The organism is Cytobacillus sp. Hm23 (assembly GCF_051842895.1).
Classification (GTDB): domain Bacteria; phylum Bacillota; class Bacilli; order Bacillales; family SM2101; genus Nanhaiella.
This window is the reverse complement of record NZ_JBPXRQ010000038.1, coordinates 1-14,810: the sequence shown is the minus strand read 5'-3', so window position 1 is coordinate 14,810 and position 14,810 is coordinate 1. Positions and strand designations below refer to the sequence as shown.

At 35.4% G+C, this 14,810-nt stretch carries 12 protein-coding genes; all 12 read right to left on the bottom strand.

Going from position 1 to position 14,810, the window contains the following annotated elements:
* Positions 1-6: 6 nt before the first annotated feature.
* Positions 7-1,359, bottom strand: a complete 1,353-nt coding sequence (murD, locus tag ACSVDA_RS19170; RefSeq protein WP_485885246.1) for a UDP-N-acetylmuramoyl-L-alanine--D-glutamate ligase — start codon at positions 1,357-1,359, stop codon at positions 7-9.
* Positions 1,360-2,334, bottom strand: coding sequence for a phospho-N-acetylmuramoyl-pentapeptide-transferase (gene mraY / locus ACSVDA_RS19165; protein WP_410628551.1), 975 nt, complete (start codon positions 2,332-2,334; stop codon positions 1,360-1,362). It lies immediately after the preceding gene.
* Positions 2,327-2,752, bottom strand: coding sequence for a hypothetical protein (locus tag ACSVDA_RS19160; protein WP_485885245.1), 426 nt, complete (start codon positions 2,750-2,752; stop codon positions 2,327-2,329). Before ACSVDA_RS19160 ends, mraY begins: the two co-directional genes overlap by 8 nt.
* Before the next feature lie 2 nt (positions 2,753-2,754).
* Positions 2,755-4,218: a UDP-N-acetylmuramoyl-L-alanyl-D-glutamate--2,6-diaminopimelate ligase gene (locus tag ACSVDA_RS19155; RefSeq protein WP_485885244.1), complete on the bottom strand. Its 1,464-nt coding sequence runs from the start codon at positions 4,216-4,218 to the stop codon at positions 2,755-2,757.
* Between the two features lie 287 nt (positions 4,219-4,505).
* Positions 4,506-6,440: a stage V sporulation protein D gene (locus tag ACSVDA_RS19150; RefSeq protein ID WP_485885243.1), complete on the bottom strand. Its 1,935-nt coding sequence runs from the start codon at positions 6,438-6,440 to the stop codon at positions 4,506-4,508.
* Between the two features lie 71 nt (positions 6,441-6,511).
* Positions 6,512-8,773, bottom strand: coding sequence for a penicillin-binding protein (locus tag ACSVDA_RS19145; RefSeq protein WP_485885242.1), 2,262 nt, complete (start codon positions 8,771-8,773; stop codon positions 6,512-6,514).
* A 4-nt stretch (positions 8,774-8,777) separates the two neighbouring features.
* Positions 8,778-9,131, bottom strand: a complete 354-nt coding sequence (ftsL, locus tag ACSVDA_RS19140; RefSeq protein ID WP_320208605.1) for a cell division protein FtsL — start codon at positions 9,129-9,131, stop codon at positions 8,778-8,780.
* 258 nt (positions 9,132-9,389) lie between these two features.
* Entirely contained in the window at positions 9,390-10,322 is a 933-nt protein-coding gene (gene rsmH, locus ACSVDA_RS19135) for a 16S rRNA (cytosine(1402)-N(4))-methyltransferase RsmH (protein ID WP_485885241.1), read from the bottom strand.
* Positions 10,323-10,610: 288 nt separating this feature from the next.
* Positions 10,611-11,042: a division/cell wall cluster transcriptional repressor MraZ gene (mraZ, locus tag ACSVDA_RS19130; protein WP_320208603.1), complete on the bottom strand. Its 432-nt coding sequence runs from the start codon at positions 11,040-11,042 to the stop codon at positions 10,611-10,613.
* 422 nt (positions 11,043-11,464) lie between these two features.
* Positions 11,465-13,093: a bacillithiol biosynthesis cysteine-adding enzyme BshC gene (bshC, locus tag ACSVDA_RS19125; RefSeq protein ID WP_485885240.1), complete on the bottom strand. Its 1,629-nt coding sequence runs from the start codon at positions 13,091-13,093 to the stop codon at positions 11,465-11,467.
* A gap of 91 nt (positions 13,094-13,184) precedes the next feature.
* Positions 13,185-13,577, bottom strand: coding sequence for a DUF3397 domain-containing protein (locus ACSVDA_RS19120; protein WP_485885239.1), 393 nt, complete (start codon positions 13,575-13,577; stop codon positions 13,185-13,187).
* Positions 13,565-14,470 (bottom strand): 2-dehydropantoate 2-reductase, encoded by a 906-nt coding sequence (locus ACSVDA_RS19115; protein ID WP_485885238.1) that lies wholly within the window; start codon positions 14,468-14,470, stop codon positions 13,565-13,567. Before ACSVDA_RS19115 ends, ACSVDA_RS19120 begins: the two co-directional genes overlap by 13 nt.
* Positions 14,471-14,810 lie beyond the last annotated feature (340 nt).

Here is a 14,810-nt window from a genome sequence, read left to right as displayed (position 1 = left end):
AAGCCCTTAGTTAAGCATATGCACTGCGTCTATAAAAATGTCTCCTCTTTCCTCAAATGTTGTATATTGATCCCAACTTGCACATGCAGGAGATAATAGGATGATATCGCCTTTATCGGAGTTGTCATAGGCTATAGAAACAGCCTTGTCAACATTATCGACACGAACTATGTTTTTTATTCCTGCTTCCACTCCAGCTTCTTTTAATAACTCAGCTGTTTGGCCAAATGTCACAAGTGTTTTTACGTTTTGTAAATAAGGGACAAGGTCTTTAAAATGATTCCCTCGATCAAGTCCACCTGCTAACAAAATGATTGGTTCTGAAAAAGCATTAAGTGCCTTTTGTGTTGCTAAAATATTTGTTGCTTTTGAATCATTATAAAATTTACGACCATGATATGTTTTAACATACTGTAAGCGGTGTTTAACCCCTGAGAATCTTTTAAGCACATCACCTATTGCATCATTTGTTATATTCAAAAGCTTACACACAGCAACAGCAGCTAAAATATTTTCCAAGCTATGTTCACCAGGAAGCACAATTTCATCAGTACTAATAATTTCTTCATCATTAAAGAAAATCGTATGATTGTTTACATACGCTCCAGTTCTTAAATTTTGCTTTGTAGAAAAAAATACTTTCTTAGCTTGAGCTGCTTTAGATAATTCTACAAGGATATTATCGTCAGCATTAAGAACAACAAAATCTTTTGGAGTTTGCTGTTGAAATATTTTTGCTTTCGCTTTAACATAAGCTTCCTTCGAACCATGATAATCCAGATGTGCATCAAAAATGTTTAATATTACTGATATTTTAGGACGAAACTGGTCAACCCCTTGCAATTGGAAGGAGGATAATTCAGTTACTATCATTTGCTCGTTTGTTGCTAATTGTGCAACATCGGAAGCAACAGTCCCAATATTTCCGGCAATGAGAGGGTTCTTCTGTGCTTGCTTCATGATGTCATAAATTAATGTTGTCGTCGTTGTTTTCCCGTTCGAACCTGTTATACCAATAAACTCTGCTTCTGAAATTGAATAAGCTAATTCAACTTCGGTAATGATTGGAATATCTTTTTTTAATGCTTCTACCACAATGGGATTTGTATAAGGAATCCCTGGATTTTTAACGATTAAATCAAAATTTTCTTCGAGCAAGTCTACTGGGTGACTTCCACAAATAATGTCCACACCTAAATTTATTAAATTTTTCGTGTTTTCATTTTCTTCGTAAGGCTTTTTATCGTTAATTGTTACTTCGGCACATAGTTCTATTAAAAGCTTAGCTGCAGATAAGCCACTTTTGGCTAAGCCCAAAACAAGTATTTTTTTATCGCGAAAACGTTCAGTATTCTTCAATTACAACCACACCTCAATATATAATCCAAGCATTGCAAATAATAAACCTACCGTCCAAAAAGTAACGACAACTCGCCATTCTGACCATCCTACTAACTCATAATGATGATGTAGAGGGCTCATTTTAAACACCCTTTTACCAGTTGTTTTAAATGATATGACTTGGATGATGACAGAAAGTGTTTCAATGACAAAAACGCCACCAATAATTAGTAATATAATTTCAAGCTTTGTTAGAATGGCCACAGTTGCTAAAGCCCCTCCGAGGGCAAGCGAACCAGTATCCCCCATAAAAACTTTAGCTGGATGTGCATTAAACACTAAAAAGCCTAGTACCGCACCAACAACCGCAACAGCAAAAATGGCAATATCGTATTGCGTTTGATTCCAAGCTAATACTGCAAACGCTCCAAAGGCTACTGCAGCTGTACCTGAAACAAGCCCATCCAAACCGTCAGTTAAATTAACTGCGTTTGAAAAACCTACTAGCCAAAAAATAAGTAGGATAATATATGCCCAAGATAAATCGATAGAAACATCAAATCCAGGAATAGCAACTGTAGTAGAAATATTATTCTGCATTAATACTACATAGAAGATTACAGCAATAATAATTTGTCCTGCTAATTTTTGTTTAGACGTTAAACCTAGATTTCTTTTCATCACTACCTTAATAAAATCATCCAAAAACCCTAACAGACCATAACCTAAAGTAACAAATAGTAACAAATATGTATTTACCGTTACCTCTGTATATTTTGAAGTCATAATAACTACAGTAAGTATAATGGATAGCAAAATGACAATTCCACCCATCGTAGGTGTACCAGATTTCTTTTGATGCGATTTGGGTCCCTCATCACGAATGCTCTGTCCAAATTTAAGTCTACGTAAGAAGGGAATAAAAACTGGAGATAATAATACACTTATTAAAAATGCCATCAATATTGAAAATAGCACTACTTTTTCAAGCAAGATTATCCCCCCCTTTCATTAGTTTTAATATTTTTATATTCAACTCATTTTCCTCAATTGGAATATTACCCTTAAAAACCGTACGATCAGTTGCACCTATTTCTTCCAATTTCAACAAATTGTCATAAAAAACAAGTAATTTCTTTAAGGCTATGTACGAATCATGAACAATAAAAACAGGAAAATGATTAGGTATATATTTTGGTAATTCCCGCTCTTCATCCCATAATGATCCTACTGCTCCATTTTCTATTGCTGTTAATAAATCTCTGTTATCATTACATTGACTATTGATTGGTACATATAACCCTTTATTCACTAATATGTTACAATCTGTAAAGACATACTTGAAATGGATATCATCCTCAACACCCCTAGTATGTGGGTATAATTTTTTTAGATGATGGTATCGAAGCATAGTTATACTCGCTCCTTTATAAGTTGGAGTACGATTTCACGATCATCAAAGTCCAGCCTCTGGTCGCCAATCTCTTGGTATGTCTCATGACCCTTTCCGGCGATTAAAACAATATCATTTTTCTTTGCATGGCCAATCGCATAAGAAATTGCTTCCTTACGATCTATGATCGATGTATAGTCCTTTCCTTTTACTCCTTCTTCCATCTCCACTAAGATTTTTTCAGGATCTTCTGAACGAGGGTTATCTGAAGTAAATATCGGCAAGTTACTATATTTTTCGGCTACCTTAGCCATTAACGGACGTTTAGTTCGATCTCTATCTCCTCCACACCCTACTACAACGTATACATCGGAGCTAGCAAATTTATTGATCGTCTTTAACACATTTTCTAAGCTATCAGGTGTATGGGCATAATCAACAATCACTGTGTAGTCTTGCCCCCCATCAACCACTTCAAAACGACCACTTACTCCTTCTAAAGTTTCTATTGTACTAATAATTGAAGTGAGGGAGATTCCAGAAACAAAACAAGCTGCTGTTGCAGCCAACACATTGTATACATTGAAAAGACCAATTAATTTCATTGATACTTTAAATGTTTCATAAGGGGTTATTAGTTCAAAATCTGTCCCAGAAGGGGTCATTTTAATATGTTTTGCCATAAAATCACTTCGATTTTCCATCCCATAAGTAACCACTGTTGCAGCTGTGCTTCTTCTAAATTCATCACTTGCATGATCATCAGCATTTAATATTGCATATTTAGGATTACTGTGATTATAGCTATTACCTAATTGAGCAAATAATAACCCTTTAGTACGTCGATATTCAGCCATTGTCTCGTGATAATCTAAATGATCTTGGGTTAAGTTCGTAAAAACTGCCACATCAAAATCACACCCAAAAGTTCTTCCTAAATCAAGGGCGTGTGAAGATACCTCCATGATTGCAGTATCAACTTGATTATCAACCATGTCATTAAATGTTTTTTGAAGCGTTAATGCTTCTGGTGTTGTATTCTTTACGCCATAAGTTTGATTATTAATTTTTATAGTATTCGTCCCAATTAATCCAGTATTTTGTCCAGCATGTTGGAAAACTTCCTCAATAATATGCGTAGTTGTTGTTTTACCGTTCGTCCCCGTGACACCGATCAGCCTAAACCGTTTTGTAGGCTGTTCATAGAAAGCATCTGCAATAACTGATACTGCACGTGTCGTATCCTGAACAACGACTACTGGCACATCCACATCTAATGGTTTTTCAGCAATGATAGCTACGGCACCTTTATTGATCGCTTCTTGTGCAAAATCGTGTCCATCAACCGTATACCCTTTTATACAAATAAACAGACTTCCTTGCTTTACTTCACGTGAGTTAGTTTCTATTGAAGTAATAGTTGGATTTTCCGCAACCTTCCTTGGAAAATCATACAACAATGATTGCAAAGTTTGTAAGTCCATAAAACCAATTCCTCTCAGTATTATATCTATATAGATATGACTATCATCGTATTCAAAGTTATGTATATATGTATACTATATAATTTAAACACAAAAAAAATTATAAAACGAATTTTCTTTTTCATCAATACTTGTTTTTAATGTTGCTTAGATCACCATAGACTCGATCACACTTATTTGGACAACCATTACAACTTGATGATTAATTACCCCACCTTTATAGGTGGGGAGGATTACTTCTATATTTAATACTCATAAACTAAAATGGAGTGATAGATCAAAATTTTTCACTCTCGTTCTTTGTCTGAATCACCAAAAAACACTCTAATGGTGGAACCTTGCTTTACTTTTGCGCCAGCAGCTGGAGCTTGTTGTATGACTTCATCGCCTTCTCCGCTACTGTCTATCTTTAAATTTTCGAGTTGTGTATGAAGATCCTTCTTAGTTAATCCTACAAGATTAGGTACAGTAATTTGCGGTTCATCTAACCACGTTGCTTCTTTCTCAATTTGTCCTTCTCTTTGTTTAATATCTAAAGCCCTTAAACTATCATCCATTATATTTCCGACAATAGGAGCAGCTACCACTCCACCGAATTGAACTGTATTTTTTGGGTTATCAACTGCAATATATACAACAATTTGAGGATCATCTGCTGGGGCAAAACCTATGAACGATACAACATAATTATTCTCTAAATAACGACCGTCTACAGCTTTTTGAGCAGTTCCTGTTTTTCCACCCACTCTATAACCATCAACATATGCACCTTTTCCTGTCCCTAATGCTACAACACTTTCTAGAGCGTATCGCACTTGTTCTGATACGTCTTCTGAAATAACACGGCGCTTTTCATCAGGAGTATTTCGACTTATCACATCACCTGTTATTGGATCAATCCATTCCTTCGCGATATAGGGTGTGTACAATATTCCACCATTGACCGCAGCAGCTACTGCAGCAACTTGTTGAATAGGCGTAACAGAAACCCCTTGACCAAAAGCAGTTGTGGCGAGTTCGACTGGCCCTACCTTTTCCAAATCAAACAGAATTCCTGTCCCTTCTCCAGCCAAATCTATTCCAGTTTTTTCTCCAAAGCCAAATGCAGTAATGTAAGAAAATAATTTATCTTTGCCTAACCTTTGCCCTAGCTCTACAAATCCTGGGTTACATGAATTTTGTACGACCTCCAAAAATGACTGACTGCCATGACCTCCACTTTTCCAACACCGAAGCTTAGATCCTGCAACAGAAATTGAGCCCGAGTCATAAAAATGATCTTCAGTTAAATTAACTTCTTCCTCTTGTAAAGCAGCTGCTAAAGTAATAATTTTAAAGGTTGAACCTGGTTCATACGTACTCCAAACTGGCAAATTTCTGTTGTATATTTCTGGGGCAACATTTTGAAAATTAGCTGGATCAAAATCTGGTCTAGACGCCATACCAAGTATTTCTCCGTTGTTTGGGTCCATAGCAATTGCAATAATCCCATCTGGATTATAAGCAGCTTCAGCAATGTCTAATTCACGTTCAATAATCGTCTGAACCCTCGTATCAATGGTTAGCTTCAAATCATTACCATCAATTGGTGGGTTGTAATCATCTGCCATATCCGGCATCCGTTTCCCTTTCGCATCAGCATAAAATTGCACAGAGCCTTGTTCACCATTTAACTGTTTGTCATAATAAAGTTCAAGACCCATTAAACCTTGATTATCAATGCCAGCAAACCCTAATACATGGGATAAATAGCTACCAAATGGATAATGACGCTTGGAGTCTTCACCGATATATACACCGGCTAGGTCTAACTCCTGAATCTCATTTGCCTTCTCATGAGATATCTTTCTACCCTCTGGGTGAATTCTGACATTCACCTCTTCAGCAGTGACAAGTTTGTATGCTTTTTCTTTTGACATGTCTAATGCTTCGGCTAGTTTAGTTGCCGTGAGAACAGGATCCTCTATCTGTCTAGGGACAACCCAAACAGTAGGGGCACTTATGTTTGTTGCTAATGGAACGCCATTTCGATCTAGTATTTCGCCACGTTTAGGTTCAAATTTTATATCCCGACTCCATAAGCCTTCAGCCTTCTCAGTTAATTCATTGCCTAATAGAAATTGAACATACCCTAACCGTACATCAATGATAAAAAAGATGAGTAAACCTACTAATAAAGTTAAAGTTAACCTTTTTCTTACTGTAACTTGAGACACACGCATATAAGTGAACCTCCCATAAAATTGCTCGTTCAAATATATGCTTGTACATGATTGTTTAGAACAGATCACATCTAGTCTAACACTTCAATTGTTTCCTCTTCTTCACCTTGTTCTAAATCGGCGTCTTCACCATCCATAGATGATTCATTTTCTAGTTCCGCCGTTACCGCCGGTTGTTGAAGATCAATGATTAACAAATCACCTTTTTGAACTACCGAATGAGGGAAAATATTTTGCTTTGTAACATAACCACTACCTACTATATTTGGCTGCAATTCTAATAGTTCAACAACCTTTAAAACGTCCCGTAATGACCAACCCGTCATATCAGGCATTAATAATTCTCCATCGGTTACTAAAATTACTTTTTCATTAGCTATCACTTCGATTTGACTATTAGGATATTGCGCTATTATTTTTTCCCCATTCCCAACTAATATTGGGGATAGGCCGCTTTTTTGTAAACTATTAACTGCTTCCTTCGCAGACTTTCCAATATAAGATTTTATCGTAACAGCTGTGTTTTGTAGATTATTTTTTTCGTCCTCTACTTCGGTAGGAAGTATATTTAAATATTTTAAACTGCTTTCCATAACAGGATTAAATATTTTTGAGACTGGTGCAGACCCTTTTTCGTCTGGTGCTATGTTCGGCATCTTCACCGAGACATACATGATTAATTCAGGGTCTTCTTTTGGAGCCATACCGAGGAAGGAAAAAATATAATTCCCGTGTCCCTCTAAATACCCCCCACCTTTTGGGTTTGGTATTTCAGCGGTTCCCGTTTTTCCAGCAACTTGATAGCCATCTATATCATAAGCTGCTCCTGTCCCATGTTCACCTACAACAACTTGCTCAAGCAAATCTAATACTTCTTCAGAAGTATTCTCAGATACAGGCTTCCCTACAACTGTTGATTCACCTTGCTCTATTACTTCATTCGAACTTGAATCAACTATTCTATCAATTATATACGGCTGTAACATTTCACCACCATTAGTAATAGCAGTTGCGGCTTGAACGAGTTGAATAGGAGTTACAGTTGTTCCTTGACCAAAGGCTGTCGTTACTTGTTCAATTGGATAGTTAAACAATATACTTCCTGCTACCTCCCCAGGTAAATCAATGCCTGTAGGCTGATCAAAATGAAAAGCTTGCAAATATTCGTAGAATTTATCAGGACCTAATTTCTCATAAGCAAGAATGGCAAAACCAACATTAGAAGAGCGCCTAACCGCTTCATTAAAATTGATATCACCCCAGGTCGTGTTTATATCATTTATCGGTTTACTTCCGGGAACTGAATAGGAACCTGATTTAAATGTTTCTTCGCCATCATATACACCGCCATCAATTGCTGCAGCAAGTGTAAATATTTTCATCGTTGAACCTGGTTCATAAGGGTAGGATATAGCATCATTTAAATAGTTCTCAATATCTCTTACGTTAGGATCAAACGATGGTCTTGTACTCATTGCTAAGATTTCACCAGTTTTTGCGTTTGCAATAACGCCAATAATTTTTTCTGGTGTATATTCTTCATTCACTTTGTTCATAGCATCTTCCAAAAAGCTTTGAATTTTCCTGTCAATCGTTAAATATACATCATTCCCATTTTCCGGTGGTACAATCTTAGTCTCTTTATTAGGGAGTCGAAAGCCTTGTTGATCACCTTCATACGTAATATACCCATCTTCATCATGTAAGTAATCATTTAGTAATTGTTCAAGCCCTAACATACCCACTGTTTGTTTACGAATTTGTGTATCGTCTTCAATTTCTTCTTTCACTGTATACCCAATCACACTCGACGCAAATACGCCATTTGGATAATAACGCTTCTCATCTCGAATAAATGTGATACCAGGTAATTTTAACTCCTCAATCTCTTTTTTCAATTGATGGCTAATATTGCGACCATAACGTCCAAACTCAACTTGCTTCCTATCTTCTAACTCTAAAATTCCTACCATCTCATGTACATTCATGCCAATTAGTGGTGCTAATTTTTCAGCAGTATCGCGTGAATCAACTACATGATTTGGCTCGTCTTCATCAGTTGTTAAGCTTTCATCAATCACAGCCGCAATTGTATAAGAAGGGATGTCTTCTGCTATTACTTCACCATTTCTATCGTAGATTGAGCCTCTTCTTGCCTCTATCGTTCTTTGCCTCTTATACTTCTCTTCAGCTTTAATCGCTAATACTTCACCGCCTGCTTCACCTGACCATTGAATAAACACAAAACGGGTCAACAACATAAAAAAGAGCAGTGTGAAAACAATACTTAACAACGCTGCTCCTTTGTTAATATTTTTTCTTTTTATCGTCATAATATCAATCCTGCACTACTTTTACATTTTTTTCGTTTAGTTGTAACCCTAGCTCCTGTGCTTTTTGCCATATCCGTTCGTATGTACTAAGCTCTTGAATTTCCACCTGTAAATCTGTATTTACTCTTCCTTGTTCAGCTATCGACGTCTCAGTTTGTTGAATTTCTTTATTTAAAGCATATATCGTAGCTGTATTTGATATGATGGTTATCCCACCAACTAATATTGCAGTTGCAAAAATTAACAATATACATTTTTCACCTAATGATATCTTCGCGCTCTTCTTTTTGACTAATTTACGTTTATGTTTGACTTCGTGTTGACGCTGTTCTTGAACTCTGTGTGCTAAGTTACTCATTCATTTCTTCTCTCCTTTTTTAAAGGCTGTGAATCCAATAAATTGTTGTTAATCGTACATAGGTAACACGTACACAACAACATTTCGGGGCATCTTTTCGTTTTTATACATGTTATGAACCTCATAAAAAATATACCTAGATGTTCTCACTTTGTAATTCTTTATACAAAAGATACGAAAAGAGCCTTTTGAAAAGATAAGAAAATATAGCTTTTTAGAGGTTCTTCAATTAGTCTCGGACAAATGATATCGAAAAAGTTACATTTTTTCCGCAATTCTTAGCTTTGCTGAACGTGCTCGGTTATTTTGTTCTAGTTCATTAGCTGATGGTAAAATAGGTTTTCGTGTAACGAGCTTTAAGGTTGGCTTATACTCATCTGGTACTATAGGTAGCCCAGGGGGAAGAGGAGGACCTTCACTTGCTTTTTTATAAGCTACTTTACACATCCTATCTTCTAATGAGTGAAATGTTATAACAGAAATTCTGCCACCAGGCTTTAACATGTCAATAGCCTGTCCAAGTGCATCTTCAAACACTTGTAGTTCATCATTAACAGCAATTCGAATAGCTTGAAAAATTCTTTTGGCAGGATGTCCACCAGTCCGACGTGCCGCTGCAGGAATTCCATCCTTTATAAGGTCAACTAGTTGACTTGTCGTTTCAATTGGTTTCTTTTCTCGAGCAGCTTCAATTTTCCGAGCGATCTGTTTTGAAAAACGCTCCTCTCCGTATTGGAAAAATATTCTTACCAATTGTTCGTAGGGCCAATTATTTACAACATCATATGCAGATAAAGTTGCTTGATGGTCCATTCTCATATCTAATGGAGCATCGTAATTATAACTAAAACCTCTCTCAGGCGTGTCCAATTGAGGAGAAGATACTCCCAAGTCAAATAAAATACCATCAACAGCATGAATATCTATTTCTGCTAGCTTTTGTTGTATATATCGAAAATTGCTCTTTATGATCGTAATCTTATCTTGATGTTTAGCTAACTTTTTTTTAGCATGTTCGATCGCTGTTTCATCTTGATCTAACGCAATTAATCTTCCACTATGAGATAGCTTGCTCGCAATTAATTCACTATGACCTGCACCACCGAGAGTACAGTCAACATATATGCCGTCTGGATTAATTCGTAAACCATCTACTGCTTCGTCTAATAAAACTGTCTTATGTTTAAACATGTCTAGCACCACCTTGAGACAAATATACTTTGCCCATATTTTCTACATATTGAGTAGTATTTGTCTCTCTGTTCAAATTATCAATTAAGTAAATAACTATGTTACGCATAGGCTGTTTTCATTTCGATTGTTGTTTTTCTTACTAAGTAATGAACACGATATTAGTTAAAGTTTCGTAGGAGCTTATCTTCTAAAAAATCTAGAAACTCGCATAAAACCTCTTTTAATCAGTGACCATGAAATAGTAGCAACAAAGTTTGAAAAAAGCACCTGCTTTAAACTCGTTCATTAAAAGTTAAAATCGATCATGTTTTCTGCGATTTCAGCGAATGATTCCTCAGATTCAGAAACATATTGATCCCAACTTATCTTACTCCAAATTTCAATGCGATTAGAGACACCAATTACTACACATTCCTTTTCAATTAAAGCGTATTTCCTCAGTGAAATAGGTATATTTATTCTACCTTGTTTATCAATTTCACAATCTATAGCGCCGGAAAAAAAGAAACGAGTAAAAGCACGTGCATCTTTTTTTGTTAATGGGAGGCTTTTAAGCTTCTCTTCAATAATGCTCCATTCACTCAAGGGGTAAGCAAATAAACACTGATCTAACCCTCTTGTAAGGACAAAAGAATCACCTAGATTATCTCTAAACTTAACAGGGATAATCATACGGCCTTTTTGATCAATGTTGTGATGGAATTCTCCCATAAACATGATACACAACCCCACTTTCTAACATTAATGTACCACATCTCCCCACTTCTCTCCACCCTTTTTTTGTTATTTAGGCATAAAAGCATATGTAGTCAAATATCGACTTTGTTTGCTTCAGTACAAAAAAGTCAATATTTGTTTTGTAAAACAACAACAAGCCCATAATTCAAAAAAATATTAGGGCATACAAAAAAACCTCTGCATGAATACAGAGGTTTAAATTAGCTGTCTTTTGTTTCTCTTTTAATTAAAAACGGCCAGTTAGATTTATCATCCTAATCCAACAATTATAAAAGTAACAATGATGCCACGAACACTTGATATATACGTGTTTATATTTGTAAGCCTATAATAACAATTAATGCGATGAAAACCTTGATATAACTAGAATGTGCACGCTCTTCAGCTAGCATTTCTTACATTTATAGATAAATTAATTGATGGTTCCCATTATATTTTATCGGGGCATTTACTAATTGCTGCATAAAGCCAACCCCATATTTATTTAAAAAGTAAAATATGTTCCATACCCTTTCTTGAGGTAAATGATTTGGTCGTAAACAGTTCTCTATTCTTTGAAACTTTTTCAAAGTTATTTCATGTTTAGTCTCGATAGAACGATTAATTATTGTTGAAACAAACTCAAACTGAGAATGTATTAATTGAGCATTTTTAACTAGGACAGAATGTAAGCTAGCATCTACTTCTGTTGCTTTATGCCTAATTTGTTGATGAATTTGTTCAACCTCTTTCTTCGCATTGTTAATTATACTTTCAAAGTCATACTTCAGCTCGGTTTTCACCCATTCATCACGATAAGAGAGCAAATTACCTTGTAAAACAGCATCTATTGGTATGTTTAACTTCTCTAAATCTGATGTAATTGTTCGGTCAACAATCGTAATATTAGCTCTCGGTAAAATTGGTGGCATTTTAAAATCGAACAATGAAAAAGCATTTTTAAGCTCACCCCAATAGGCAAGTTCTCCTGGTCCAGCAATAAATGCTAATGTAGGGAATAAGTATTCTTGCATGAGGGGTCTTGTGACTACATTGTTGCTCAGCAAATGGGGTGATGATTCAGCTATTTGAATAAGTTCATCAAATGATATCTTCACTTCATTATTCTTACCTTTAAAATACCCTTCAGCCCCATCTCTTTCCAAAAGCACTCGATTTTCACCATGTTGAAAAAACAAATTTGAAGAATTGATATCTACATCTAACACTTTGTTATACCCAATTCCTTCTAACACATGTTGTTGCATAGACACCGCTTCTGCTAATTGTGAATTGTTATAAATAAGATGATGGAAAAATTCAGATTCTATCTCACGTAGATCAGGGGAAGCCGAGTTAACAACAATAAGCCCTTCATCAGCAAATAATGTTATTAAGATTTGAGCAAAAAAATCAACAACAGTTTCTGAATCTTTTAAGCTCTGTTTAAGCATAGATAGAATTTCATTTGTATAATTCGATTCACCGTACGATTGAATGATATCTTGTATCCATTGCTCACAAAGGTGTTTGTCTATATGTATATCTGATACCATTTGCTTATTAGTAATATGGCGGTTGTACGATTTTTTCTTCATGCCGTTTTCTGTCTCTACAAATAGATGATTAATTTCATCAAAGTCATGATCTTCACCAGCTATCCAAAACACAGGTAAAACTGGGACATTTAGTTCCTTCTCTCGCTGCTTTGCCGTTTGGATTATTGTCAATATTTTGTGAATAGTATACAAAGGTCCCGTTAATAATCCAGCTTGTTGACCACCGATTACAACAAGGCTATTTTGATCTAAAAGCTTCTCAATATGCTGTTTAGATTTATCATTATGTTGAAATTTAGAGTGATAATGTAGTAGATGATTTACGAGCCTCTCACGCTGAAACCGTCTTGATGCAAGCTCATCTTTTCTTTGTTCATACACTGATGCATCATGAATATTGTAATGAAAAAACTGATGACAATCTTTGGAATTCTCCATGTAATCAGTTGCAAATTTATTTAATGAAGGGAGAAAAAGATCATTAACCTCCATGAATTTAACTTCCTTTCTAGCTGCTTTTATATCTACTCCCCGTAGTATAGCATTGATTTTTAAAAAATGGAAAGAACTTGCTCGTAAACTATTAAGTGTTAACAAATGCCAATACACGATCAATTAAACCGTATACAAACAAAATGATGTAGGCAGAAAAGAAAAACAAAAAACTAAACCGCCACGACCCTTTTAATACTTTGCGTATATCAATATCTTGTTTTATTTTCCACTGTAAAATAACAACAACCATCGCAATTAACACGATTACAAGTAAGATAAGCCAAAACATAGATTGTCCCCAAATAACCTCTGTTAAATAATATACTGACAAGATAAATAAGGCTGTAGAAATGTCGATAGCTATTAGCATAGAACTCCTTTTACGACGGGTGATCTTACACAAGATGAAATACACAAGAAATAAACCAATTATTGGTATAGTGACTACTGTTGCAAAAACACCAGCAACTAACTGTGACATGACAAATCACCTCTCTGCAATTCTTTACCTTTTATAGAATCATACAAAAAAGTACTAACTGGTACACTTTTCCCCATTTGTTCAGCCTCTGCTATGATATATCCTAATATTGCATCGATTTCTGTCTGTCGACCACTCTCAATATCTCTTAGCATAGATGATCGATTATTCTTAGTTTGTATACAAATATGCTCTAGACGTTCCCACATATTATTTGTATTAACATCCATAACTGAAGTCACTTCTATAAAAAGGTTCTTCATTCGCGAAAGAAAAAAACGATTGGAAAGCAAGTCCCCATTTTCCACACAATATAAGGCGGTTAATGGATTAATAACAGCATTAACGATTAACTTTTCAGAAAGCACCTTATACCAATCTTCAGCAACTAAAACCCCAAAGTCGGTGTGTTGACCTTTTTGAAACGGCTCTATTAAACCTTCTCCATTTCTAAATGAACAAATTTTCGTTATCCCAACACCAGTATGATTTACTGTATAGTCATTAGTTTTTAACGCGCCATGTTCAACTACCCCAACCAGTATTACTTTATTGTTTAATTTCTCAAATAGTGATATATGCTTCATACCATTTTGCAAAAATAACAGTGCATTAACATTTCGAAATTGATTTGTCGTTTTCAGAACATGTTCTAAGTGATACTCTTTAACCGTCACAATTACCAAATCCTCATGATCTAACTCCTCGTCTAATACTTTTGCAGTAATCTTATACTTGGATTCAATACCGCTCTTAATCAATTGAATACCATTGGAATTTATTTGCCTAGCTTGATCTTTGCGTCGAGTATAAATCGTAACTTGATGATATATTGAAAGGTAACACGCATATAATAGTCCAATTGAACCAGCACCAATAACCCCTATTTGCATATAAACCTCCTTTTATATCAGGTTCTATGTATTATGAAACTATTTTAACAAAAATAGCGGAAACAGTGTTACATAATCTCGCAAAACCTGCCTAATGTTGTTAATTTAACTAACAGCAAGTGCCAAAGTTCCTCATAATTTGAACCTAAGCAAAATTAGTACTGGCGTATTTTAACAACATTGATTCTGTAAATAAACAAAAAGAGGATAACACTATAATGTGAACTGCTCCCTGTCTAGTAGACAGCGGAAATAATAAAAAGTCACTTAAGCGGCTTTAGCTCTATATTCCATAGGGCTAAGGCCATTTAATCGTTTTTGGTACCTATCGTAATTATAA

Coding starts and splice junctions, on each gene's coding strand:
- ACSVDA_RS19160 (WP_485885245.1), bottom strand. CDS start 2,752: ATGCTTCGATACCATCATCTAAAAAAATTATACCCACATACTAGGGGT.
- ACSVDA_RS19155 (WP_485885244.1), bottom strand. CDS start 4,218: ATGGACTTACAAACTTTGCAATCATTGTTGTATGATTTTCCAAGGAAG.
- ACSVDA_RS19150 (WP_485885243.1), bottom strand. CDS start 6,440: ATGCGTGTGTCTCAAGTTACAGTAAGAAAAAGGTTAACTTTAACTTTA.
- ACSVDA_RS19145 (WP_485885242.1), bottom strand. CDS start 8,773: ATGACGATAAAAAGAAAAAATATTAACAAAGGAGCAGCGTTGTTAAGT.
- ftsL (WP_320208605.1), bottom strand. CDS start 9,131: ATGAGTAACTTAGCACACAGAGTTCAAGAACAGCGTCAACACGAAGTC.
- rsmH (WP_485885241.1), bottom strand. CDS start 10,322: ATGTTTAAACATAAGACAGTTTTATTAGACGAAGCAGTAGATGGTTTA.
- mraZ (WP_320208603.1), bottom strand. CDS start 11,042: ATGTTTATGGGAGAATTCCATCACAACATTGATCAAAAAGGCCGTATG.
- bshC (WP_485885240.1), bottom strand. CDS start 13,093: ATGGAGGTTAATGATCTTTTTCTCCCTTCATTAAATAAATTTGCAACT.
- ACSVDA_RS19120 (WP_485885239.1), bottom strand. CDS start 13,577: ATGTCACAGTTAGTTGCTGGTGTTTTTGCAACAGTAGTCACTATACCA.
- ACSVDA_RS19115 (WP_485885238.1), bottom strand. CDS start 14,470: ATGCAAATAGGGGTTATTGGTGCTGGTTCAATTGGACTATTATATGCG.